At 71.6% G+C, this 23140-nt stretch carries 19 protein-coding genes; 7 read left to right on the top strand and 12 right to left on the bottom strand.

Annotation, left to right across the window (positions count from 1 at the left end; genetic code table 11):
* Positions 1–24: 24 nt before the first annotated feature.
* Positions 25–1086, bottom strand: a complete 1062-nt coding sequence (locus tag ACWCP0_RS05595; protein ID WP_451077574.1) for a slipin family protein — start codon at positions 1084–1086, stop codon at positions 25–27.
* A 202-nt stretch (positions 1087–1288) separates the two neighbouring features.
* On the opposite strand from ACWCP0_RS05595, the gene ACWCP0_RS05590 reads away from it, so the two are divergent.
* Positions 1289–1624, top strand: coding sequence for a hypothetical protein (locus ACWCP0_RS05590; protein ID WP_451077573.1), 336 nt, complete (start codon positions 1289–1291; stop codon positions 1622–1624).
* A 99-nt stretch (positions 1625–1723) separates the two neighbouring features.
* Here the strand turns inward: ACWCP0_RS05590 and ACWCP0_RS05585 are convergent, their stop codons facing one another.
* Entirely contained in the window at positions 1724–2179 is a 456-nt protein-coding gene (locus tag ACWCP0_RS05585) for a DoxX family protein (protein ID WP_451077572.1), read from the bottom strand.
* A gap of 265 nt (positions 2180–2444) precedes the next feature.
* Here ACWCP0_RS05585 and ACWCP0_RS05580 point away from each other — a divergent pair, with 265 nt between their 5' ends.
* A complete protein-coding gene (locus ACWCP0_RS05580; RefSeq protein ID WP_451077571.1) occupies positions 2445–2777 on the top strand; it encodes a DUF6343 family protein in 333 nt (110 codons plus the stop codon).
* A gap of 11 nt (positions 2778–2788) precedes the next feature.
* On the opposite strand, the gene ACWCP0_RS05575 is transcribed toward ACWCP0_RS05580, so the two are convergent.
* The 5 genes from ACWCP0_RS05575 to rpsA form a co-directional block, all read right to left on the bottom strand.
* On the bottom strand, positions 2789–3151 hold the full coding sequence (locus ACWCP0_RS05575) for a tetratricopeptide repeat protein (RefSeq protein ID WP_351225425.1): 363 nt from the start codon (positions 3149–3151) through the stop codon (positions 2789–2791).
* A gap of 50 nt (positions 3152–3201) precedes the next feature.
* Positions 3202–3621 (bottom strand): hypothetical protein, encoded by a 420-nt coding sequence (locus ACWCP0_RS05570; protein ID WP_451077570.1) that lies wholly within the window; start codon positions 3619–3621, stop codon positions 3202–3204.
* 65 nt (positions 3622–3686) lie between these two features.
* Positions 3687–4286, bottom strand: a complete 600-nt coding sequence (gene coaE / locus ACWCP0_RS05565) for a dephospho-CoA kinase (RefSeq protein WP_451077569.1) — start codon at positions 4284–4286, stop codon at positions 3687–3689.
* A gap of 31 nt (positions 4287–4317) precedes the next feature.
* Positions 4318–5256: a PAC2 family protein gene (locus ACWCP0_RS05560; protein WP_451077568.1), complete on the bottom strand. Its 939-nt coding sequence runs from the start codon at positions 5254–5256 to the stop codon at positions 4318–4320.
* Positions 5257–5479: 223 nt separating this feature from the next.
* On the bottom strand, positions 5480–6973 hold the full coding sequence (rpsA, locus tag ACWCP0_RS05555; protein ID WP_338676048.1) for a 30S ribosomal protein S1: 1494 nt from the start codon (positions 6971–6973) through the stop codon (positions 5480–5482).
* Positions 6974–7356: 383 nt separating this feature from the next.
* Here rpsA and ACWCP0_RS05550 point away from each other — a divergent pair, with 383 nt between their 5' ends.
* Positions 7357–8271: a class I SAM-dependent methyltransferase gene (locus ACWCP0_RS05550; protein WP_451077567.1), complete on the top strand. Its 915-nt coding sequence runs from the start codon at positions 7357–7359 to the stop codon at positions 8269–8271.
* 4 nt (positions 8272–8275) lie between these two features.
* Positions 8276–10762, top strand: a complete 2487-nt coding sequence (gene hrpB / locus ACWCP0_RS05545; protein ID WP_451077566.1) for an ATP-dependent helicase HrpB — start codon at positions 8276–8278, stop codon at positions 10760–10762.
* Here hrpB and ACWCP0_RS05540 read toward each other — a convergent pair.
* The 3 genes from ACWCP0_RS05540 to ACWCP0_RS05530 all read right to left on the bottom strand — a co-directional run bounded on the left by ACWCP0_RS05540 (position 10752) and on the right by ACWCP0_RS05530 (position 13956).
* The gene (locus ACWCP0_RS05540; protein WP_451077565.1) at positions 10752–11744 is read right to left on the bottom strand and encodes a DUF3068 domain-containing protein; all 993 of its coding nucleotides are present in this window, start codon (positions 11742–11744) and stop codon (positions 10752–10754) included. The two genes, hrpB and ACWCP0_RS05540, sit on opposite strands and share 11 nt — an antisense overlap.
* Positions 11745–11761: 17 nt before the next feature.
* Complete coding sequence (locus ACWCP0_RS05535) at positions 11762–11899, bottom strand: SPW_0924 family protein (protein ID WP_451077564.1); 138 nt, start codon at positions 11897–11899, stop codon at positions 11762–11764.
* 362 nt (positions 11900–12261) lie between these two features.
* Complete coding sequence (locus ACWCP0_RS05530) at positions 12262–13956, bottom strand: lytic murein transglycosylase (RefSeq protein ID WP_451077563.1); 1695 nt, start codon at positions 13954–13956, stop codon at positions 12262–12264.
* A 239-nt stretch (positions 13957–14195) separates the two neighbouring features.
* Between ACWCP0_RS05530 and ACWCP0_RS05525 the strand changes: the two genes are divergently transcribed.
* On the top strand, positions 14196–15044 hold the full coding sequence (locus tag ACWCP0_RS05525) for a DUF4184 family protein (RefSeq protein WP_451077562.1): 849 nt from the start codon (positions 14196–14198) through the stop codon (positions 15042–15044).
* A gap of 121 nt (positions 15045–15165) precedes the next feature.
* Here ACWCP0_RS05525 and polA read toward each other — a convergent pair whose 3' ends face one another.
* Entirely contained in the window at positions 15166–17820 is a 2655-nt protein-coding gene (polA, locus tag ACWCP0_RS05520) for a DNA polymerase I (protein ID WP_451077745.1), read from the bottom strand.
* 180 nt (positions 17821–18000) lie between these two features.
* Here polA and ACWCP0_RS05515 point away from each other — a divergent pair, with 180 nt between their 5' ends.
* Both ACWCP0_RS05515 and ACWCP0_RS05510 read left to right on the top strand, forming a co-directional pair.
* Entirely contained in the window at positions 18001–20334 is a 2334-nt protein-coding gene (locus ACWCP0_RS05515) for an FdhF/YdeP family oxidoreductase (protein ID WP_451077561.1), read from the top strand.
* A gap of 71 nt (positions 20335–20405) precedes the next feature.
* Complete coding sequence (locus ACWCP0_RS05510) at positions 20406–20894, top strand: PaaI family thioesterase (protein ID WP_451077560.1); 489 nt, start codon at positions 20406–20408, stop codon at positions 20892–20894.
* Positions 20895–21006: 112 nt separating this feature from the next.
* Here ACWCP0_RS05510 and ACWCP0_RS05505 read toward each other — a convergent pair whose 3' ends face one another.
* Positions 21007–22983, bottom strand: a complete 1977-nt coding sequence (locus ACWCP0_RS05505) for a Xaa-Pro dipeptidyl-peptidase (RefSeq protein ID WP_451077559.1) — start codon at positions 22981–22983, stop codon at positions 21007–21009.
* Positions 22984–23140: the final 157 nt, after the last annotated feature.

Below are 23140 nucleotides of genomic sequence, written 5' to 3'. Positions count from 1 at the left end.
TCGACCGGCCTTCGGCCTGCGCCTTTACCGTTCACTCGGTTCGTCGACGGACTTGTGGACGTCCGCGCCGTGTCCGTCCACACCGTGAGCGTGGCCCTCGCGCTCCGGCGGCCTCCCCGAGGCGTCCGGCACTTCCGAGCCCGGCAGTTCCAGGCTCTCCGGACCTCTCAGCCCGTCCAGCCCTTCCAGGGCCGCCGGCCGTTGCTCCGCCGGTAGGCCCGCCGGCTCCTGCTCGGCCGGTACGCCCGCCGGTCCGCCGGCTTCGTTCGATGCGCCGGGCTGCGGTGAGGCCTGCGGGGCAGCCTGCGCACCGGCCTGCGGGGAGAGCTGCGAGCCCCGCTCCAGGAAGCGCAGCAGTTCCACCGGGATGGGCAGCACCAGCGTGGAGTTCTTCTCGGCGGCCACGGCCATCACCGTCTGCAGCAGCCTCAGCTGCAGGGCCGACGGCGCGTCGGCCATCTGGTGGGCCGCCTCGGCCAGCTTCTTCGACGCCTGGAGTTCCGCGTCGGCGTTGATGACCCGGGCCCGCCGCTCCCGGTCCGCCTCGGCCTGCCGTGCCATCGAGCGCTTCATCGTCTCGGGCAGCGACACGTCCTTGATCTCCACCCGGTCGACGCTGACTCCCCACCCCAGGGCCGGGCTGTCGAGCATCAGCTCCAGGCCCTGGTTGAGCTTCTCCCGGTTGGAGAGCAGGTCGTCGAGCTCGCTCTTGCCGATGATCGACCGGAGCGAGGTCTGCGCCATCTGGGAGACGGCGAAGCGGTAGTCCTCGACCCTGATGATCGCGTCGGCCGCGTCCACCACCTTGAAGTACACGACGGCGTCCACCCGCACCGTGACGTTGTCGCGCGTGATGCCCTCCTGGGCGGGCACCGGCATGGTCACGATCTGCATGTTCACCTTGTGCATCTTGTCGACAAGCGGAATGATCATGGTGAATCCCGGCTCACGCACCTTGTTGCGCAGCCGCCCGAGGCGGAGCACCACGCCTCGCTCGTACTGCTTGACGACCCTCGCCGCGGCCAGCCCGTAGACCAGGCAGGCGGATCCTGCCGCCAAGCCCGCCGCCACCAGCTCTTCGACCATCACGGCACCCCCTGCCGTCCATGCGTTCGGGAGGTTCGGTCTGTGACTCAACGGTATTCCCGTCGTGACGCCCGGTCGAGCGCCAGGGATCCCCTGTGCGGCTGCACCTGGGGTGCCGCTCCGCCGCATGTCCGGCAGGGTGGCGAGCACGAGTCCTGAACCACCGACGACGGACGACACACACGACAGACGAGGACCAGCCATGTCCGATCTCCGGCGTCCCGGCATCGCCGCCGGGGCAGTGCTCCTGACCGTCGCCGTCGCGGGCTGTTCCGGTCTCGGCCGGACCGCGGTGGGGACCGTCACCTACGAGACCGAGGGCAAGCGGGTCGTCACTGTGTCGAACCCCGGGGTGAACGGCTGTCACCGGCTCGCACCGACCGGTGCCCACAGGGTCGAGAACGCGACACTGATCGACATGATCATGTACACGACGCCGGACTGCAAGGGCGCCCAGTCGGCGTACATCCCGACGACGCTGTTCGACAACATCGCCCCCGGCTCACCGCCGTGGCGCAGCTACACCTTCGTGCACTGAGACCGGGACCGGACGGAGCCCGCGTCCGAGCCCGAGCAGACTTTGGCCCCGGCCGGGACGACCGGCCGGGGCCAGGAGCTGCACGTGCCGTGCTGCGCGTCAAAGGCGCGCTCCGACCAGGGCGAAGAGCTCGGCGGTGCGGTTGCGCCGGGTCCAGGCGATGACGGCGAGCGGGATCGCCACCAGCACCGGCGTGATCGCGTACTGCCCGTCGAAGACCGTCATCTGGGTGATGAACGCACCGGCCATCAGGCCGATCAGGGCCAACGCCGACAGACCGGACAGGATCGGGATCACCAGCGCCACGGCACCGGCCAGCTCGAGCACCCCGACCAGGTACATGAACCAGTCACCGAAGCCGATCTTGTCGAAGGACTCCGCGGCCGAGGCGTGTCCGATGAGCTTCGGCAGCGCACTCGGGATCGCGAGGAACAGCGCGAGAACGATCTGCAGCGTGCGCACGGCGAGGTCCGAGCCCCGGCTCAGCGGCCTGGCGGTCGTGCGGGTGGTCGTACCCGTGGTGGCAGTGGCGGTGGTGGGGTCGGTGGCGGACATCGCGGTCTCCTCCGTATGAGCGTGACGGGCGATCCGTAGCGCTTTCACGGAGTCAGACCGGGCCCGCGGCCGGAACTCATCGCACTCTCACGCGTGCGGACAGCGAATCCGCTCGGCGCCGCGTACGGGGATGCCGGGACGGGCACGGCCGGGTGCGCACGCGCAGCGCGAAAGGGAGGCGGCTCCGCGGCCCGGGTCCCCGATTCCGGCCCGTCGACCGCGACTGTGCGGCGGAAATCGGGTGCATGCTGGACAGGAAGAGGCGATGGCCATGCGCACTGGGAGTGAACCGGCAACCGCACGCAGTCCTCTCCGGCTGCGGTTCTGGCTGAGTGTATGGGGCCTGCTGTGGGCGGTCGCGGGCACGGCCGTGTTCGCGCTCGCGGAGAGGCCGGGCTGGGCGATCGCCTGCGCGGTGCTGTGCCTGATCGTTTCGGCGGATCTGATGGTGGTGGTGCACCGGCTCCAGCAGGGGCCGCACTACCAGCCCGGTCCCGACATCCCGCCGTACGAACCGGATCACGGCGACAACAGGCCCCATCGTCAGCCCGGACCACCATCGGGCCCGGGTGCGAGGCCTGGAGGCACGAGGCCCTGAGGCGAGAGGCCTCAGGACTCGAACCGGGCCGCCTCCAGGTATTCCGGCTTCGGGTCGAGCGCCGCCGCCAGCCGGAAGTGCCGCAGCGCCTGGTCCGGGCGGCCTGACCGCTGGAAGGTGCGGGCCAGCGCGAAGTGGGCGAACGCGTTGTCCGGCTCACGGTCCACGATGTGCTGGAATTCGCGCTCCGCCGCGCGCAGTTGTGCGGCCGCGAAGTAGGCGCGCGCCCTCAGCAGTCGGGCCGCGCCGCTCTCCGGATGAGCGGCGATGACCGAGTCGAGCAGCTTGATCGCGCCGCGCGGGTCCCTGGCGGCGAGCAACTGCTCGGCCGCGCGGAAATCGATGACGTGGGTCTCCGGGTTCGTCTCGGGCACGCTGCCATCCTTCCCCTCGCTCGCGCGATTCAACATCCCTCACGGCAGGGCTATTCCGATTGTCGGAGCGCGGTGACGGCGAGTGTCAGCCCGATGAGCACCATCAGCGCACCGGCCACCACGAAGCCCCGGTCGACACGGCGGCGCTCATGGCCGAGCAGGAGGACCTCTCGCGGGTCCTCGGGGTTGTACGAGATCCGGACGGTCGAACCCGGTGTCAGTGCCCGACCGCGACCCGGCGGCACGGGCGAGGGCAGCTCCATGACGCGGCCGTCCTCGGTCTCGAACTGGAGGAGCGGCCGGTCCGCGCCCGGGGCCGCAGGCTTGACGAAGGCCACGACGACGCGGCCCGTCGCGGCGATCCGGCGGGTCCGGTCCAGCCCGTACGCGCCCGCGAGCAGTGCGACGAGCCCTCCGAGCAGGGTGAAGCCCGCGAAGACGATCCGCACCGAATCCATAGCGGGAGCCATGCTGGCGCACTTCGGCCATCGTTGCCTCTCGAACGCCGGAATCGTACGGACTCCTGACGGCGGCCCTAGCTGCTCGCGCGCTCGGTCAGGACCGCCCACACCTTGCGGACCTGCGGCTCCAGGGCCTCCAGCCGGCCGTCGTTGTCGATGACGATGTCGGCGACGGCGCGCCGCTCCTCGCGGGTGGCCTGCGCGGCCATGCGCGCCCGCGCGTCGGACTCGCTCATTCCGCGCAGGCGTACGAGCCGGTCCAGCTGGGTCCCGGGAGCCGCGTCCACGACCACGACCAGGTCGTACAGCGGGGCGAGCCGGTTCTCGGCGAGGAGCGGCACGTCATGGATGACCACCGCGTCCTCGCCGGCCGCCGCCTCGAGCTCGGCCGACCTGGCCCCGACCAGCGGATGGACGATCGCGTTGAGCTCCGCCCTGCGGTCGGCGTCGGCGAACACGATCGAGCCGAGCTTCGGCCGGTCGAGGGTGCCGTCCGCGGCAAGGACCCCGGGCCCGAAGGCCTCGACGACGGCCGCGAGCCCGGGGGTCCCTGGCTCGACGACCTCTCGTGCGATCTTGTCGGCGTCGATCAGCACCGCCCCGTACGACGCGAGGAGCCGCGACACTTCACTCTTGCCGGCACCGATTCCACCGGTCAGGCCCACCTTCAGCATGAGCGGAAGCTTAGGGGCCGGGTGCCCGTGGCTATGCGTCGCCCTCCCGCTCCGCCAGGAACCGCTCGAACTCACGCCCGATCTCGTCCGCGGAGGGCAGGTCCACCGGTTCGGCGACCAGGTTGCCGCGCGTCTCGGCACCGGCCACCGCGTCGTACTGGTGCTCGAGACCCTGCACCAGGGCCACGAACTCCTCGTCACCCTCGCCGATCTGCCGGTCGATCTCGGTCTGTGTGCGCTGGGCCTGGGCGCGCAGGGTGTGCGCGACGCCGGGCAGGACGAGACCCGTCGCGGCCGTGATCGCCTCGAGGGCGGTGAGCGCAGCGTCGGGGTAGGCGGAACGGGCGACGTAGTGCGGCACGTGGGCGGCGACGCCGAGAACGTCGTGGCCCGACTGCATCAGCCGGTACTCGACGAGCGACTCCGCGCTGCCCGGCACCTGGGCCTCGTCGAAGGGGCTGCGGTGACCCGGCATGAGGTCGGTGCGGTTGCCGTGCGGGGTGATGCCGACCGGGCGGGTGTGCGGAACGCCCATGGGGATGCCGTGGAAGTTCACGGAGAGGCGTACGCCGAGACGCTCGACGATCTGCCGTACGGCGGCCGCGAAGCGCTCCCACTCGACGTCGGGCTCGGGGCCGGAGAGCAACAGGAAGGGTGCGCCCGTGGCGTCCTGGACGAGCCTGACCTCCAGCGTCGGCGTCTCGTAGCCCGTCCAGCGGTCGCGCCGGAAGGTCAGGAGCGGGCGGCGCGCGCGGTAGTCCACGAGCCTGTCGTGGTCGAAGCGGGCGACCACCTGGTGCGGAAGCGAGTCCAGCAGCGCCTCGACGATCTGCTCACCGGTCTCCCCCGCGTCGACGTATCCGTCGAAGTGGTACAGCATGACCAGTCCGGCCGACTCCTGCGCGAGCGCCATGTCGACGACGGCCAGGCCCTTCGGCTCCCACTCGTACAAACCCTGCGGATCAAGCACGATTACCGCTCCTCCTCGTGTCCATAGGGAGGAACGCCGTACGCGGGACGGGCATTCCCTTCCGGCGCTCCCTTCCTCGAGGGCGCCGGACCCTCAACTGCGCCTGACCGCGGCCGGATTGTTCCGGACGTCCTGCGCACCGCCCCTCGGGACACGACCGAGGCCCGCTCCCCATCGGGGAGCGGGCCTCGGCTGTGAGCTACGGACTAGCGGTGAGCGGTGATCAGCTCTGGCCGCCGGCCAGCTTCTCGCGGAGCGCGGCGAGGGCCTCGTCCGACGCCAGGGCGCCGGAGTTGTCGTCCGACTCCGAGGAGTACGAACCGCCCTGCGGCGCGGCGGCCGGAGCGGCGGCGCCACCCTCGGCAGCGGCGGCCTCGTCGGCCTCGCGGGACTTGATGACCTGCGCCTGGTGCTGCTCGAAGCGCTGCTGCGCCTCGGCGTACTGGCGCTCCCACTCCTCGCGCTGCTTCTCGAAGCCGTCGAGCCAGTCGTTGGTCTCCGGGTCGAAGCCCTCGGGGTAGATGTAGTTGCCCTGGTCGTCGTACGACGCGGCCATGCCGTACAGGGTCGGGTCGAACTCGACCGAGGCCGGGTCGGCACCGAAGGACTCGTTGGCCTGCTTCAGGGACAGCGAGATCCGGCGACGCTCGAGGTCGATGTCGATGACCTTGACGAAGATCTCGTCGTTGACCTGGACGACCTGCTCCGGGATCTCCACGTGGCGCTCGGCCAGCTCGGAGATGTGGACCAGACCCTCGATGCCCTCGTCCACGCGGACGAACGCACCGAACGGAACCAGCTTCGTGACCTTGCCGGGGACGACCTGGCCGATCTGGTGCGTGCGGGCGAACTGCTGCCACGGGTCTTCCTGCGTCGCCTTCAGCGACAGGGAGACACGCTCGCGGTCCATGTCGACGTCGAGAACCTCGACGGTGACTTCCTGGCCGACCTCGACAACCTCGGACGGGTGGTCGATGTGCTTCCAGGACAGCTCGGAGACGTGGACGAGACCGTCGACGCCACCCAGGTCCACGAAGGCACCGAAGTTGACGATCGAGGAGACGACGCCGGAGCGGACCTGACCCTTCTGCAGGGTGGTGAGGAACGTCTGGCGAACCTCGGACTGGGTCTGCTCGAGCCAGGCGCGGCGGGACAGGACCACGTTGTTGCGGTTCTTGTCCAGCTCGATGATCTTCGCCTCGAGCTCCTTGCCCACGTAGGGCTGGAGGTCGCGGACACGGCGCATCTCGACGAGAGATGCCGGCAGGAAGCCACGGAGGCCGATGTCGAGGATGAGACCACCCTTGACGACCTCGATGACGGTGCCGGTGACGATGCCGTCCTCTTCCTTGATCTTCTCGATGGTGCCCCAGGCACGCTCGTACTGAGCGCGCTTCTTCGAGAGGATCAGGCGGCCTTCCTTGTCCTCCTTCTGGAGAACCAGGGCCTCGATCTCGTCGCCGACCTTGACGACCTCGTTCGGGTCGACGTCGTGCTTGATCGAGAGCTCGCGGCTCGGGATGACACCTTCGGTCTTGTAACCGATGTCGAGCAGGACCTCGTCCCGGTCGACCTTCACGATGACGCCGTCGACGATGTCGCCGTCGTTGAAGTACTTGATCGTCTCGTCGATCGCGGCGAGGAAGGCTTCCTCGTTACCGATGTCGTTGACCGCAACCTGCGGGGTGGTGGCGGTGGTCTCGGTGCTGCTCGTCATGTGGGAAAGGGCTCCGGTACGGACATTGAAGTCGTAGGTACTGCTACGCCGTGAGCCCGATATCGCAGCTGAAGAAGCCGGACAGCCAAGGAAGCGCCAACCCGACAGGAAAGACGCCTCGACAACCGAGGGGACATACAACAGATGCGAGCGCGGCCTGCTCCGTCTGAGGCGCGCAAGCCCGCAGCGCAACCTTTAGCATAAGGGGACGGCAGGGCACGGTCAATGCGCGAAGGCCCCCACCCGGGGCGGAACGACCCATACCCGGCACAACTAAGGTTTCCCGAGGCCACAATGGCCGCGCCTCGCTCGTCCGCGACACGTCGGCGACACGCCTGCAGGACGTCCGGGCGGGGCTCGAGCAACGTACAACGACGGGCGAGATGATCCAAGAGTACGAACCCGAAGCAATGGCGTACGGACCGGAGACCGAGCCCGAAGCGGAGCCCGCGGCCACCCGGCGTGACACCGGGGACGCGGAGAGCAGCCGGGCGAGCCGCGGCTGGTGGGACCGGAACGCGGACGAGTACCAGAGCGAGCACGGAACGTTCCTCGGCGACGACCGGTTCGTGTGGGGGCCCGAGGGACTGGACGAGGCGGAGGCGCGACTGCTGGGCCCCGCGGAGTCGCTCGACGGGCTGGACGTCCTGGAGATCGGCTCGGGTGCGGCGCAGTGCTCGCGCTGGCTGGCGGCGCAGGGCGCGCGGCCGGTGGCCCTGGATCTCTCGCACCGGCAGTTGCAGCACGCACTGCGCATCGGAGCCGGTTTCCCGCTTGTGGAGGCGGACGCCGGAGCCCTGCCCTTCGCTGACGGCTCCTTCGACCTGGCGTGCTCGGCCTACGGCGCGGTGCCGTTCGTGTCGGACCCGGTGAGGGTGTTCCGCGAGGTCCGGCGGGTCCTGCGGCCGGGCGGGCGGTGGGTCTTCTCGGTCACGCATCCGATCCGCTGGGCGTTCCCGGACGAGCCGGGCCCCGAGGGGCTGAGCGTGGCGGCCTCGTACTTCGACCGCACGCCCTACGTGGAGCAGGACGAGCAGGGCAGGGCCGTCTATGTGGAGCACCACAGGACCATCGGCGACCGGGTACGGGACGTGGTGGCGGGCGGCTTCCGGCTGCTCGACCTGGTCGAGCCGGAGTGGCCGGCCTGGAACGGCCAGGAGTGGGGCGGCTGGTCGCCGCTGCGGGGACATCTGATCCCGGGAACGGCGATCTTCGTGTGTGAGCGGAGCGAGACGGAGGTCCCTCCGGCCGAAGTCCCCCAGCCGTCGGCCGGGGGTGCCCCCGGGGGAAGGGACTAGGGGCGTGATCCGCGAGGACGCCCTGGAGGGGCTGCCGGTACGCACCGCCTTGCCCGCGCTGGAGCGGGCGCTGGACGAGCACGGGGCCGCGGTGCTGTGCGCGCCGCCGGGCACCGGGAAGACGACGTTCGTGCCGCTGGCGCTGGCCGGGCGGGGCGCCCGGGTCGTGGTCGCCGAGCCGCGCCGGATCGCGGCGCGGGCGGCGGCGAGGCGGATGGCGTGGCTGCTGGGCGAGCAGGTCGGCGGGCGGGTCGGGTTCACGGTGCGCGGGGAGCGTGCGGTGGGGCGCGGGACGGTCGTCGAGGTGGTCACCACGGGTGTGCTGCTGCAGCGGCTCCAGCGGGACCAGGAGCTGGCGGGCGTCGACGTGGTGATCCTCGACGAGTGCCATGAGCGGCATCTGGACGCGGACACGGTGGCGGCGTTCCTGCTGGACATCAAGGAGACGCTGCGGCCCGGGCTGCGGCTGGTGGCGGCGTCGGCGACGACGGACGCGGCGGGGTGGGCGCGGCTGCTGGGCGACGCGCCGGTCGTGGAGGCCGAGGGAGTCGCGCATCCGGTGGAGGTGGTGTGGGCTCCCCCGGCCCGGCCGGTGCGGCCGCCGCACGGGATGCGGGTCGATCCCGCGCTGCCGGCACATGTGGCGTCGGTGGTGCGGCGGGCGCTGGCCGAGCGCGTGGGTGACGTGCTGTGCTTTCTTCCCGGGGTCGGGGAGATCACCCGGGTCGCCGGGCTGCTCGCGGGCGTGGACGCCGAGGTCCTGCAGGTGCACGGGCGGGCGCCGGCGTCGGTGCAGGACGCGGTGCTGGCCGGTTCCACCGGAGGGCGACGGGTCGTGCTGGCGACCTCGGTCGCCGAGTCGTCGCTGACCGTGCCGGGCGTACGGGTCGTCGTGGACTCGGGCCTCGCCCGGGAGCCGCGTACCGACCACGCGCGGGGCATCGGCTCGCTGACGACCGTACGGGCGTCACAGGCGGCCGCCCGCCAACGGGCCGGCCGGGCCGGGCGCGAGGCGCCGGGTGCCGTCTACCGCTGCTGGTCGCAGGCCGAGGACGGGCGGCTGCCGCGCTTCCCCGCGCCGGAGATCCAGGTCGCGGACCTGACGGCGTTCGCGCTCCAGGCGGCGTGCTGGGGCGACCCCTCGGCGTCCGGGCTCGCCCTGCTGGACCCGCCCCCGGGCGGTGCGATGGCGGCCGCCCGGTCCGTGCTGGCCGCGATCGGCGCCGTCGACGCCACGGGCCGCGCCACCGACCGCGGCGTCCGGATGTCCCGCCTCGGCCTCCATCCCCGGCTCGCGCGGGCCCTCATCGACGGCGCGCCCGAGGTCGGCGCCCGGCGCGCGGCGGAGGTCGTGGCCCTGCTGAGCGAGGAGCCGCCACGGGAGTACGGCGACGACCTGACGGCGGCATGGCGCTCCGCGCGCGGGGGCAGGGACGCGTACGGCGCGCGCTGGCGGGCGGAGGCGGGGCGGCTGGCGGCAGCACTGGGAGCCGCCCCGGCGGTCGGCCGGGCGCTGGGGGACGACGCCGCCGCCGGGTTCGTCGCAGCGCTCGCCTTTCCGGAGCGCGTCGCGCGGGCCCGGGGTGAGGCGGCGTATCTGATGGCCTCCGGGACCGGGGCCGAGCTCGGGGACGCGTCACGGCTGCGGAAGGCGCCGTGGCTGGCGGTGGCCGTGGCGGACCGGGTCGCGCAGGCCGCGTCCGCGCGGGTGCGGCTGGCTGCCGTGATCGACGAGGAGACCGCGCGTACCGCCGCGTCGCACCTGCTCGGCAGCGGTGAGGAGGTGCACTGGGAGGACGGCGACGTCGTCGCCCGGTACGTGGAGCGGCTCGGCGCGGTGGAGCTGGCCGTACGACCGCTGAGGGAACCCGGCCCCGGGCTCGTGCGGGGTGCGCTGCTGGAGGGGCTCCGGCGCGAAGGCCTCGGGCTGCTCGCGTGGTCGAAGGACGCCGCGGGGGTGCGCGAGCGGCTGGCGTTCCTGCACCGCGTGCTGGGCGCGCCATGGCCGGACGTGTCGGACGGCGCCCTGCTGGAGCGGGCCGGCGAGTGGCTGGAGCCGGAGCTGTCCCGTGCCCGCCGCCGGGCCGATCTGGGGCGCATCGACGCCGGGCAGGCGCTTCAGCGGCTGCTGCCGTGGGCGAGCGGCGACGCGGTCAGGCTCGACGAGCTGGCGCCGGAGCGCATCGAGGTGCCGAGCGGTTCGCGGATCCGGGTCGACTACACGGGTGAGCAGCCCGTACTGGCCGTGAAGCTGCAGGAGCTGTTCGGGCTGTCGACGACCCCGGCCGTGGCCGGCGTGCCGGTGCTCGTGCACCTGCTCTCCCCCGCCGGCCGGCCCGCGGCCGTCACCGCCGACCTCGCGTCCTTCTGGCGTGACGGATACCGGGCCGTACGGGCGGAGCTGCGCGGGCGCTATCCGAAGCACCCGTGGCCCGAGGACCCGTCGACGGCGGAGCCCACCCGCGGCGTCAGCCGCGGGTTCAGGCGCTGACCGGCTCCGGCTCGCGCTGCTCCACGACCGGGTCGTCCGGCCGCCGGGACCGCGCCTCCAGGTAGAGGGAGAGCGCGAGCAGGAGGAGCCCCAGTGTCACGAAGCTCCAGGGCAGATACGAGACGAGGAGCAGCACGGTGGTGCGGTTGGACGAAACCAGGTCGACGGTGTGGTCGATGTAGTCCTCGCGCATCTTCACGTGCCCGGAGAACGCCGTGACCTTGTCCCGGCCGCCCAGCAGCGAGCCGCCGCGCAGCTCCTCGGTGTGGATCTCCTCGCCGTTGACGGGCGCGCCGGTGACCGGCTCGACCCAGAACATCCGCTTGGTCGTGTACCAGCGGGTGGTGCCGGTCTGCTTCTCCAGCGTCGTCGCGTCGATGCCGGGCATCGGCATCTTCTTCGGGTACGGGACCTTCGTCCACGGGATCGTCTGCTCGAAGTAGTAGACCTCCATGCCCCGGAAGGTCCTCGTCCCCTTGTAGTGGATGGGCGCGGAGGTCCGGGTCTGGGCGTCGAAGTACTCGTAGTCCCGCTTCTCGGTCAGGAAGGGCCACTTGAACTCGATGCCCTCGCGCCGCACGGCGTCCCCGTCGACCGTCTCGCCGGTCGCGTGCACGGGCGCCTGGGTGTGGGCGTCGAAGATGTAGCGCTCGGGGATCCGGGACACCATCTTGCCGTCGGGGCCCTGGACGTACGACAGCGAGTCCCAGACCACGACGTCACGGCCGGCGTCCCGTTCGATCCTCTCGGACTCCTCGACGTTGCCCTTGAGGGTCTGGACGATGGTGACCTTCTCGACCTGTTCGGCCTGCATGGTGTCGTACTGCAGCAGGGTCGCGGGCTTCGCCTCCAGCACCATCTCCTGGTACTGGCTGGGCGGGATCTTCGCCAGCCGCGGGAAGGCGTACCAGCGCAGGACCGGTGCCAGGGCGGCGAAGAAGACGGCGAAGGCCAGGAGGACGAGGCTGGCTCGGCGGCGCATGACGGCTGGTCCTCCCGCTAGTTCTTGGGGCCGGGGACGGTGGTGTAGAGCGGCTTGGGGGAGGTCTCCCCGGGCGGTACGTCGAGGACCGCGATGAGCAGCATGATGAGGAGCACCGGGGCCAGCCCGATGGCGGCGGCGACGAGGGCGCGCAAGGTCGGCCTCCCGGGGATGCGGATCTGATACGTCGTCAGGACGTCGGGGCGGGGGCACCGTAGCAACGCGGCCGCGAGATGAGAACACGTTGCACCGCACCCTGCGCACGGTTCCCTACCGCCACCCGCTCGCCCCGGCGCCCGCGGTTCCGCCCGGGCGCCGGGGCTCCGCATCGCCGCGCACGCCTCCTTGGGGGCCCTCGGTTCCGCCCCGGCGTCGCTCTCCGCAGGCCGCCCCTACCGCTCCCGGCCGACGACCGCGGTCCGCGGCGGACCCAGGCGCCGGAGCCGCACATCGGACACAGCTCCCGACCCCGCGGGCACGCCGGACGGTGCCGGGCGGGCTCGCGGGGCTCGCCTTCCTAGGTGGCCGGCGGGGTCGCGACCTTCAGCGCGAGGGTGAGGGAGCCGTCGCCCGGGGTGGTGAGGCGGAGCAGGAAGGTGCCGGTCTGCTCGTCGGCGTAGAGCTTCGGGAGGACGAGAGCACCGTTCGCGTCGGTCTTCAGGTCGGTCAGGGTGCGGACGGGGTTGCCCTCCGCGTTCTTGAAGTACGGGCCCTTGGTGTTCTCGGCCGGGTCCTCGGCGGCGGTGATCAGGGTGGCGGTGACGGCGACGCCCGTGGCCGGGGCGCCCTTGAACGTCGCCGTGACCTCGACCGCGTCGGCGAACTCGGTGCCGGGCGCGGCCGTCAGCTCCTTGTCGCCGGTCCTGGCCAGCGCGTCGGCCTGGCGGGGGGTGACGCTCGCGGTGTAGTCGAGTCCGGGCAGGCTGCGGCCGGGGACGGTGACCCGGACCGTGAAGCCGCCGGTCTTCTCGCCCGCGCGCAGGGCCGGCGCGGCGGCCCTTCCGTCGGCTCCGGTGGTGACGACGGCCTTGGTGCTGCCGTCGGCGAAGCGGGCGTCGGTGTCACCGACGATCTCGAAGGCGAGCACCGTCTTGGCGACACCGCCGCCGACGCGGTTCTCGGCACGGACCTTGATGCGCTCGGCGAACTCCGTGCCCGCGAAGGCGGTGAGCGGCCCACTGCCCGCGTCCTCGATGCGCGCGACACCCACGGTGGGCGTCGCAGGCGGCGTCGGCGTCGGCGTGCCGGGCGTCGACGGCGGCGGAGTGGTCGTGGGGGGCGGCGTCGGAGTGGGCGTGCCGCCGGGCTGCGTGGGACTGGGGCTGGGGCTGGGGCTCGTGGGGCCGGGCGTGACAGGGGCGGTCGGCGTGGGGCTCGCCGGAGTGGCGCCGTCGCTGCGGTCGTCGGGCACGGTGCCCGTGCCGTCCGGGATCTGGTGGGTGCCGCGCTTGTAGTACTCGAACCACGACAGCACCGTCCGCAGGTACTCCCGCGAGTGGTTGTAGCTCAGGATCGCCCGGTCCAGATCGGCCTGCCGGGACAGGTCACGGCCGCCGGCGCACAGGTACTTGCCGGCCGCGAGGGCCGCGTCGTAGATGTTGTTCGGGTCCCTGCGGCCGTCGTTGTTGGCGTCCTGCCCCCACGTCTCCCAGGTGGACGGGATGAACTGCATCGGCCCGACCGCCCTGTCGTGGGTGCGGTCGCCGTCGTACGCGCCGTCGTCGGTGTCGGAGATGTTGGCGAAGCCGACGCCGTTGAGGACCGGGCCGAGGATCGGGGACGTCGTCGTGCCGTTGGCGTCGACGCGCCCGCCGCGCGCCTGGCCGGACTCGACCTTGCCGATGGCGGCGAGCAGCTGCCAGGGGAGGCGGCAGGCGGGGTCGGAGGCCGCAAGGGCCGTCTCGGCCTGCTTGTACGCGGCCAGGACCGTGGCCGGTATGCCCGCTTCCGCCGAACCTGTCACGACGGGCAGGTTGTCGGAATTCCCTGGCCGGTTCGACGTGTTGAGCGGGGGCAGGTCGGTGTAGTACGGGGAGTTGCCGGTGGCCGAGCTCTCCGGCGGGGCGGTCGACCCGGCGGCGTTGCCGCCGCCTCCCGCGGTGGCGGACGTGACGCCGGGCGCCTGTGACGCGGAGAGCGCGGCCACCGCGGCCGCGGCCACTGCGGTGCTGGTCGCCCCCTTGCGCAGCCGGCGGCCGAATTGCGCTGCCATACGTCTGTTCCCTCCCCGTGGACGGCCGTTAGCGCTCCCCGCGCATTGTCCCGGGTGACACTACGGCAACCACGGGCCCCATAACACCGGCCCCCCGGCCGCTCTTGCGAGTTGTTCACCGACCGGCCATCCGGCGTGCGGCGAACGGCCTGCGGAACAGCCCGTTCGCATGGCGGACGGCCCGCATCGCGCATACTGGGCGCCGTTGTTCGAGGCCGGTCGCACACGGGGGACCCATCATGCCGTTCACGCTCAGCCATGCCGCGGCGGTGCTGCCAGGAATCCGCAGGAACGGCACGGCCCGTGGACCGCTGTTCGCCTCGGCACTCGTCGCGGGGTCTTTCTCGCCGGACATGACGTATTTCGCGGCAAGTGTCGTGCCTGGCGCCATGGAGTTCGGGAGCGTGACGCACGGGCCGGTGGGCGTCCTGACGGCCGATGTCGCCATCACCGCAGTGCTGGTGGGCCTCTGGCTCACGATCCGCGACCCGCTGGTGGCACTGCTCCCGCGCGGATGGCAGGGGCGGGTGCACACGCTGCTGCGGGGTCGGGCCTGGCGGGAGCGGCCATGGACGTCGGCGGCGCTCTGGTTCTACGTGTCCGCCGTACTCGGCGCGACGACGCATGTGGTGTGGGACGCCTTCACCCACGTCGGCCGCTGGGGCGTGCGGATGCTGCCGGTGCTCGGCGAGGTCGTGGCCGGCTTCCCGCTCTACACCTACACGCAGTACGGCAGTTCCGCGCTGGGACTCGTCGGCATGGTCTGGTTCACGGCCTCGGCGCTTCGGCGGCTGCCGGTGACGACGCCGCGGCCGCCCGCGTCGGTGCCGGTGCTCGGGCGCGGGGAGCGGCGGGCGGCCATGGCGGTGCTGGCGGTGTGCATGCTCGCGGGGATCACCCACCGCTGCGTGCGCTGGTACCAGTACTGGGGGCGCATCGAGACGCCCCTCGACATCATCCCGACCGCGTGCTTCGGCGCGGGTGCGGGGCTTGCCGTGGGGCTGGTGCTGTACGGGACGACCACCCGCGTCCGCACCCGCCGCCGCACCACCCCGGCCCCGGAAGCCGACCGCGCGGGCGTCCTCTGAGGACCGCCCCTGCGGCTTGCGGGGAGGGCGCCCGCGCCCCACCAGCACAGGCACCCCACAGCACAGGCACCGCGGAGGCGCCCACCGGGCAGACGGGGGGCTGACGCCCCCCGTCACGCAATCAGTGCGCCGCGGACTCCCAGTCCGGGCCCACGCCCACCGACACATCCAGCGGCGCCCTCAACTCGACCGCCGTCGACATCTCGTGACGCACGATCTCCTCGGCCTGCGCCCGCTCGCCCGGCGCGAGCTCCAGCACGATTTCGTCGTGGACCTGGAGCAGCATCCGGGAGGTGAGCCCGGCCGTCCGCAGGGCGCCGTCGACGCGCAGCATCGCGACCTTGACGATGTCCGCGGCGGTGCCCTGGATCGGCGCGTTGAGCGCCATGCGCTCGGCGGCCTCGCGGCGCTGGCGGTTGTCGCTGTTCAGATCCGGCAGGTAGCGGCGGCGGCCGAGCATCGTCGCGGTGTAACCCGTCGCCCGTGCCTCGTCCACGACGCGCCGCAGATAGTCACGGACCCCGCCGAAGCGCTCGAAGTAGGTGTCCATCAGCGCTCGTGCCTCGGCCGCCTCGATGTTCAGCTGCTGGCTGAGGCCGAAGGCCGACAGGCCGTACGCCAGTCCGTAGGACATGGCCTTGATCTTGCGGCGCATCTCCGCGTCGACCGCGGACCGCCCGACGCCGAAGACCTGGGAGGCCACCGTCGTGTGCAGGTCCTCACCTGAGGTGAACGCCTCGATCAGACCCTCGTCCTCGGACAGATGGGCCATGACGCGCAGCTCGATCTGGCTGTAGTCGGCGGTCATCAGGGCGTCGAAGCCCTCGCCGACCACGAACCCGCGCCGGATCGCCCGCCCCTCGTCCGTGCGCACCGGCACGTTCTGCAGATTGGGATCGGTCGACGACAGGCGGCCGGTCGCCGCGACGGTCTGGCTGAAGGTCGTATGGATCCTGCCGTCCGCCGCGATCGTCTTGATCAGGCCCTCGACGGTGGAGCGCAGCCGGGCCTGCTCACGGTGGCGCAGCATGACCACCGGCAGCTCGTGGTCGGTCTGGCCGGCGAGCCAGGCCAGCGCGTCCGCGTCCGTCGTGTAGCCGGTCTTGGTCTTCTTCGTCTTGGGGAGGTTCAGCTCGCCGAAGAAGACCTCCTGGAGCTGCTTGGGCGAGCCGAGGTTGAACTCATGGCCCACCGAGGCGTGCGCCTCCTTCACGGCCTGCTGCACCGCACCCGCGAACTGCTGCTCCATCGCCTCCAGATGGGCGCGGTCGGCGGCGATGCCGTGCCGCTCCATCCGGGCCAGCAGCAGCGAGGTGGGCAGCTCCACGTCGTGCAGCAGCTCGACCGCGCCGACCTCCTCGAGGCGGGCGCGGAACGCCTCACCCAGGTCGAGGACCGCACGGGCCTGGGCCATCAGGGCGTCGGCCTCGGCCTGCTCGTCGGTGCCGAAGGCCAGTTGCCCGTCGGCGGCGGCGGGGGCCAGTTCGCGGTGGAGGTACTCCACGGAGAGGGCGTCGAGCGCGAAGGAACGGCGGCCCGGCTTGATCAGATACGCGGCGAGCGCGGTGTCCATCGTGATGCCCGCGATGTCCCAGCCGTGCTCGGGGAAGACCCGCAGCGCGTCCTTGGCGTTGTGCATGACCTTGGGCCGGTCCGGGTCGGAGATCCAGGCGGCGAAGGCCCGCTCGTCGGACTCGTCGAGCTGGGTCGTGTCGAACCAGGCGGCGCTCCCGTCCGCGGCCGCCAGCGCGATCTCGCTGACGCTGCCGACGCCCAGCGCCCAGGCGGCGACGGTGGCCACGCCGAGCGGCTGCCCGCCGTGCCGCTCCAGCCAGGGGGCCAGCTCGCCGGCGCCGAGCACGGTGCCGTCCAGCTCGACTCCGGCCTCCGGCGCCGGGGCCTCGTCCTCCTCGGCGCCCGGGTCGACCGCGAGCAGCCGGTCCCGCAGGCTCGGGTTGCGGATCTCCAGGACCTCGAGGAAGCCCTTCAGCGCGGTCCTGTCGTACGGCTGCCGCTCCAGGTCCGGGACGGACCTGGGCAGCTCGACGTCGCGCACCAGCTCCGTGAGGTGGCGGTTGAGCTTGACGGACTCCAGGTGGTCGCGCAGGGACTGTCCGACCTTGCCCTTGACCTCGTCGGCGCGCTCGACCAGCTCCGCGAACGAACCGAACTGGTTGATCCACTTCGTGGCGGTCTTCTCACCCACGCCGGGGATGCCCGGCAGGTTGTCCGACGGGTCGCCGCGCAGGGCCGCGAAGTCCGGGTACTGCTGCGGGGTCAGTCCGTACTTCTCCTGGACCTTCTCCGGCGTGAAGCGCGTCAGCTCGGAGACGCCCTTCGTCGGGTACAGCACGGTCACATGGTCGGACACCAGCTGGAAGGAGTCGCGGTCGCCGGTGACGATCAGCACCTCGAAGCCGGCGGCCTCGGCCTGGGTGGCAAGGGTGGCGATGATGTCGTCGGCCTCGAAGCCGTCCACCGCGAACCGCACCGCGTTCATGCTGTCCAGGAGCTCGCCGATCAGCTCGACCTGGCCCTTGAACTCGTCGGGCGTCGCGGAGCGGTTCGCCTTGTACTCCGGGAAGTCCTGGGAGCGCCAGGTCTTGCGGGACACGTCGAAGGCCACGGCGAAATGCGTGGGCGCCTCGTCGCGCAGCGTGTTCGCCAGCATCGACGCGAAGCCGTAGATGGCGTTGGTCGTCTGGCCGCTCGCGGTCGTGAAATTCTCCGCGGGCAGCGCGAAGAACGCCCGGTACGCCAGAGAATGCCCGTCCATGAGGAGCAGGCGCGGACGGGTTTCGTCTGGGGTCTTCTTCGATGCTGTCTCAGCCACGCCCCCGATCCTGCCACGGACCACCGACAACCCCGTCCACGGCAGCCGGGGCCCCGGCGCTGTCGATGGCGCGTGACAGGATCGGGACAAGACACACCGATCCCGCGCTCGAAGAGGAGCACGATGCCCAGCAAGCCGCCCGCAGGTGACCCGGTCCAGGACGCGCCGCAGGTCGAGGCGCCCCGGCGTGCCGCGGCCGGCCTCCCCGCGATCGGGCACACGCTGAAGATCGCCCAGCAGCAGATGGGCGTGCGGCGCACCGCACAGACCCTCCTCAAGGTGAACCAGAAGGACGGATTCGACTGCCCGGGCTGCGCCTGGCCCGAGGGCGACAAGCGGCATGTGGCGGAGTTCTGCGAGAACGGCGCGAAGGCGGTCGCCGAGGAGGCGACGCTGCGCCGGGTCACGCCCGACTTCTTCGCCGCGCACCCGGTCTCCGATCTCGCGGCCCGCAGTGGGTACTGGCTGGGTCAGCAGGGCCGCATCACACAGCCCATGCTTCTGGAGAGGGCGTCGGCGGAGGGTGCCGAGCGGTACGAGGCGGTGACCTGGGAGCGGGCCTTCGCGATCATCGCGGAGGAGCTCCAGGCGCTCGACTCCCCCGACGAGGCCGTCTTCTACACGTCGGGACGGACGAGCAACGAGGCGGCGTTCCTGCTGCAGCTCTTCGCCCGCGAGTTCGGCACCAACAACCTTCCGGACTGCTCGAACATGTGCCATGAGTCCTCGGGCTCGGCGCTCACCGAGACCCTCGGCGTCGGCAAGGGCAGTGTCTCCCTGGAGGATCTTCACCAGGCGGACCTGATCATCGTGGCCGGGCAGAACCCCGGCACCAACCACCCCCGGATGCTGTCCGCGCTGGAGAAGGCCAAGCTCTCCGGCGCAAAGATCATCTCGGTGAATCCGCTGCCCGAGGCCGGCCTGGAGAAGTTCAGGAACCCGCAGACCCCGCAGGGCATGCTCAAGGGCGTCTCCCTCACCGATCTCTTCCTCCAGATCCGCATCGGCGGCGACCAGGCCCTCTTCCGCCTCCTCAACAAGCTGATCCTCGAAGCGTCCGACAGCGCCTCCGGCGCGGGCGACGGCGCGGTCGACGAGGACTTCGTACGGGACCACACGCACGGCTACGAGGAGTTCGCCGCCGCAGCGCGGGCGGCCGACTGGGACGAGACGCTCGCCGCGACCGGACTGGACCGGGCGGACATCGAGCGGGCCCTGCGCATGGTCCTGGACTCGAAGCGCACGATCGTCTGCTGGGCGATGGGCCTGACCCAGCACAAGCACGCCGTCCCGACCATCAGGGAGGTCGTCAACTTCCTGCTGCTGCGCGGCAACATCGGCCGCCCAGGCGCCGGGGTGTGCCCGGTGCGGGGGCACTCCAATGTGCAGGGCGACCGCACCATGGGCATCTTCGAGCGGCCCGCGCCGGCCTTCCTGGACGCCCTGGAGCGGGAGTTCGGCTTCACGCCGCCGCGCCACCACGGCCTCGACGTCGTCCGGTCCATCCGGGCGCTGCGCGACGGCGAGGCCAAGGTGTTCTTCGCCATGGGCGGCAATTTCATCGGTGCCGGCCCGGACACGGAGGTCACCGAGGCGGCCATGCGCCGCGCCCGTCTGACCGTGCACGTGTCGACGAAGCTCAACCGCTCGCACGTCGTCACGGGCACGCGCGCGCTGATCCTGCCCACGCTCGGCCGCACCGACAAGGACATGCAGAAGAGCACTCTCGGTGGGAAAGGCACAGCGCAGTTCGTGACCGTCGAGGACTCGATGGGCATGGTCCATGCCTCACGCGGCAACCTGCCGCCCGCGAGCCCGCATCTGCTCTCCGAGCCGGCGATCGTGGCGCGCATGGCGCGTGCCGTCCTCGGCGCGCGGTCGGGGACGCCCTGGGAGGACTTCGAGAAGGACTACGCGACGATCCGCGACCGGATCTCCCGGGTCGTCCCCGGCTTCGAGGACTTCAACGCGAAGATCGCGCGCCCGGGCGGTTTCACGCTGCCGCACGCCCCGCGCGACGAGCGCCGCTTCCCCACCGCCACCGGCAGGGCCAACTTCACGGCGGCCCCCGTCGAGTACCCCCGGGTCCCGCAGGGCCGGCTGCTGCTGCAGACCCTGCGCTCCCACGACCAGTACAACACCACGATCTACGGGCTCGACGACCGCTACCGCGGCATCAAGGGCGGCCGCCGCGTCGTCCTCGTCAACCCGCAGGACGCCGCCGAGCTGGGCCTCGCGGACGGTTCGTACACGGATCTGGTGAGCGAGTGGAAGGACGGCGTGGAGCGCCGGGCGCCCGGCTTCCGGGTCGTGCACTACCCGACCGCGCGGGGCTGCGCCGCCGCCTACTACCCGGAGACGAATGTGCTGGTGCCGCTGGACGCCACCGCGGACACCAGTAACACCCCCGCCAGCAAGTCCGTGATCGTGCGTCTGGAACAATCACCGGCCGACTGAGCGTTTGCTCAGGCAGCAGCTGAGGACGCACCGACGTACGAAGACGTACGCACACGAACGGAGCCGGGCCCATGGGCGAGCAGACCACCGTGAAGTTCCCGCAAGAGGTCATCGACGAGTACGCCGAGCTCGGCGTCGACCTGCCCGCGCTGTTCTCCGCCGGGCATCTCGGCAACCGGATGGGCGTGCAGATCGTCGAGGCCTCGGCGGACCGGGTCGTGGGCACCATGCCCGTCGAGGGCAACACCCAGCCCTACGGACTGCTGCACGGTGGCGCCTCCGCGGTCCTCGCCGAGACGCTCGGCTCGGTCGGCTCGATGCTGCACGGCGGAGTCTCCAAGATCGCGGTCGGTGTGGACCTGAACTGCACCCACCACCGGGGTGTCCGCTCCGGCCTGGTCACCGGAGTGGCCACCCCGGTGCACCGGGGACGCTCGACCGCCACGTACGAGATCGTGATCACCGACGAGCGGGACAAGCGGGTCTGCACGGCCCGCCTGACCTGCCTGCTGCGGGACGTGAACCCGAGCGACGAGGAGCGGGGGCGCGACCTGGTCTGACCTGCCCCGGAACCCTCGCCCACACCGGCCTCCACAGCGCGCGTGAGAAGGACCCGGGGAGGGGCCGAGTGCCCTCCCCGGGTCCTCCGGCGCTACCGCCCGACGGACAGCGTCACCGGTGGACCGGCAGCGTGACACTGCTGAGCCCGGCCCGGACGGACAGCTGGGTGCCTGCCGGGTACCGGAGGGTGTAGTCGTAGTCGGTGGAGATCAGCACCACGCCCAGCCGGTGCCCCTTCTTGAAGACGTGGTCCTGTGGCTGCATGCCCCACTCCAGGGGATACTCGCGGCCCTCGACGACGTGGCTCTGGCGCTCCATGGAGTGCCGGTTCCTGACGTCCAGCCAGCCGCGCGACACGATCTTGAAGTCGGTGGTCTCGGTCCGGTGCCGCGTCCGGTAGGTGCAGCCGGTGTCACCGGGGATCCCTTCGCCGTAGCAGACGAGCTGCGAGGTGTCCGCGACGGTCCCGGCGGTCGCGCGTGTGTCGGTGCCGTAGTCGACCAGCAGCGCGGTCACGTACGGTGACGATCCGGCGAGCGAGGCCCGCACCGACACCTCCGGCACACCGTTCAGACGCAGGTCGGCCGGGAGGGGCCCTGTCGTGTACGCGAGCCGGTCCGGGCGGGCCGTGTCAGGGGCGGCGACCAGCTCCTCGGCAGGCACTGTACGGCCCGCGTCGGTCATCGTCTGCCGCACCGGCAGGCCCGGGAGCGGCGAGAGCCTGTCGGCGTTCAGCCGCAGGGTGAGGTCGCGGGTGGAGCGTGCGGGCCATTCCGGCTGCTGCCGCCAGCTGAAGTCCGCCTGCTCGACATCGACGCGCGGAGCGGTGAGGGCGCCGTTGTCCAGCCCGTACAGCCAGTGGTCGAACCACTGGTGCAGCTGGTGCAGCCACTCCTCCATGCGCAGCGGCATCGGATTGACGTGGCCGGCCTGGTGCAGCCACAGCTTCCGCGGGACGTCGTGCTTCTTCAGGGCCTCCCAGAGCTGTCCGAAGTGCTGGGTCTTCACGTTCCAGTCGTTGCCGCCGTGCACGACGAAGACGCCGGCCTTGATCTTCGGGACGTCCCGGAGATAGTCCCGCTCCTTCCAGAAGCGGGTGAAGTCGCCGGTCACCCGGTCCTGTTCGGCGGTCAGCCGGTCGATCACGGGCTGGCAGATCTCCCGGTCGGCGCGCGTGTGGACGTACTTGGCGAGGACGTCGGTGTCCTCGCCCTGGTAGCCGCCGGGCGCCACGACCCCGCCACCGGCGCGGTAGTAGTCGTACCAGGACGAGATCCCGGAAATCGGCACGATCGCCTTGAGTCCCTCGACGCCGGTGGTCGCGACGGCGGTCGGCAGCGTGCCGTTGTACGAGATCCCCATCATCGCGGTGTTCCCGGTCGCCCAGGCGGCGCCGACCGGACTGCCGTCCGGGGCCCAGCCCCTGGCACGGCCGTTCAGCCAGTCGACGGCGGCCTTCGCGCCGAGGGTTTCGTTGCGTCCGCCGGAGGTCGGGCAGCCGGTCGAGCCGCCGGTGCCGAGGCTGTCGACCTGCGCGACCGCGTAGCCGCGCGGCAGAAAGTAGTTGTCCGTGTAGCCGGACCAGGTGACCGAGGGGCCGGACTGTGCGTACGGGCCGGACTGCGGGGAAGCGCCGGACTGCGCGTACGGACCCACGAGCCCCGGGACCCGTTCGCTCGGCGCGAGCCGCCTGCCCGCCGGGAGGCCGTCCTCGTCCACGTCCACGTTGTGGTTCTGCACATCGTTGCCGCCCGCCCAGTAGGGGCTCGCCTCGACGATCGTGGCGACCTTCAGCCCGGAGTCCGTCTCCTTCGGCCGCAGGATCCGCATCCGTACGGTGTCGCGCCGGCCGTCGCCGTCGCTGTCCACCTCGGTCTCGATGTCGACCTGTTGATAAATCGCGTCGGCCCGGGAGAAGACCGGCCGGGTCTCGTTGCCGACGATGCTCAGCGACGGGGCCCCCGCCTGAGCGGCGGGCGCGGGGAGCGCCGTCAGCAGGGAAGCGGCAAGAGCCGCTGTCCCCCAGGTCCGAATGCTACGGACATAGCGGAATGTCCAGGCCCTACGTATTCGGGTGGGTCTCGCCATCGTGCCTGCCTCCAGGGACGGGATGAGTGACGATCACGCGGGAAGCGCGGACACATTCCACCGCTCGTGCACCAGCCGCACCAGACCGCGACACCGCCAACACCTGCGACCCCGTGCCCTCTTGCCCCACCCGCCGTTCACCGCTTCACTGTCGCTC

Source organism: Streptomyces sp. NPDC001970, from assembly GCF_053594115.1.
This window is presented reverse-complemented; position numbering and strand designations above follow the sequence as displayed.

What these genes read in the sequence shown, in the direction of transcription:
- ACWCP0_RS05595 (WP_451077574.1), bottom strand. Translation starts at nt 1,086, where the DNA reads ATGGTCGAAGAGCTGGTGGCGGCGGGCTTGGCGGCAGGATCCGCCTGC.
- ACWCP0_RS05590 (WP_451077573.1), top strand. Translation starts at nt 1,289, where the DNA reads ATGTCCGATCTCCGGCGTCCCGGCATCGCCGCCGGGGCAGTGCTCCTG.
- ACWCP0_RS05585 (WP_451077572.1), bottom strand. Translation starts at nt 2,179, where the DNA reads ATGTCCGCCACCGACCCCACCACCGCCACTGCCACCACGGGTACGACC.
- ACWCP0_RS05580 (WP_451077571.1), top strand. Translation starts at nt 2,445, where the DNA reads ATGGCCATGCGCACTGGGAGTGAACCGGCAACCGCACGCAGTCCTCTC.
- ACWCP0_RS05570 (WP_451077570.1), bottom strand. Translation starts at nt 3,621, where the DNA reads ATGGCTCCCGCTATGGATTCGGTGCGGATCGTCTTCGCGGGCTTCACC.
- coaE (WP_451077569.1), bottom strand. Translation starts at nt 4,286, where the DNA reads ATGCTGAAGGTGGGCCTGACCGGTGGAATCGGTGCCGGCAAGAGTGAA.
- rpsA (WP_338676048.1), bottom strand. Translation starts at nt 6,973, where the DNA reads ATGACGAGCAGCACCGAGACCACCGCCACCACCCCGCAGGTTGCGGTC.
- ACWCP0_RS05550 (WP_451077567.1), top strand. Translation starts at nt 7,357, where the DNA reads ATGATCCAAGAGTACGAACCCGAAGCAATGGCGTACGGACCGGAGACC.
- ACWCP0_RS05540 (WP_451077565.1), bottom strand. Translation starts at nt 11,744, where the DNA reads ATGCGCCGCCGAGCCAGCCTCGTCCTCCTGGCCTTCGCCGTCTTCTTC.
- ACWCP0_RS05530 (WP_451077563.1), bottom strand. Translation starts at nt 13,956, where the DNA reads ATGGCAGCGCAATTCGGCCGCCGGCTGCGCAAGGGGGCGACCAGCACC.
- ACWCP0_RS05525 (WP_451077562.1), top strand. Translation starts at nt 14,196, where the DNA reads ATGCCGTTCACGCTCAGCCATGCCGCGGCGGTGCTGCCAGGAATCCGC.
- polA (WP_451077745.1), bottom strand. Translation starts at nt 17,820, where the DNA reads ATGGACGGGCATTCTCTGGCGTACCGGGCGTTCTTCGCGCTGCCCGCG.
- ACWCP0_RS05515 (WP_451077561.1), top strand. Translation starts at nt 18,001, where the DNA reads ATGCCCAGCAAGCCGCCCGCAGGTGACCCGGTCCAGGACGCGCCGCAG.
- ACWCP0_RS05510 (WP_451077560.1), top strand. Translation starts at nt 20,406, where the DNA reads ATGGGCGAGCAGACCACCGTGAAGTTCCCGCAAGAGGTCATCGACGAG.
- ACWCP0_RS05505 (WP_451077559.1), bottom strand. Translation starts at nt 22,983, where the DNA reads ATGGCGAGACCCACCCGAATACGTAGGGCCTGGACATTCCGCTATGTC.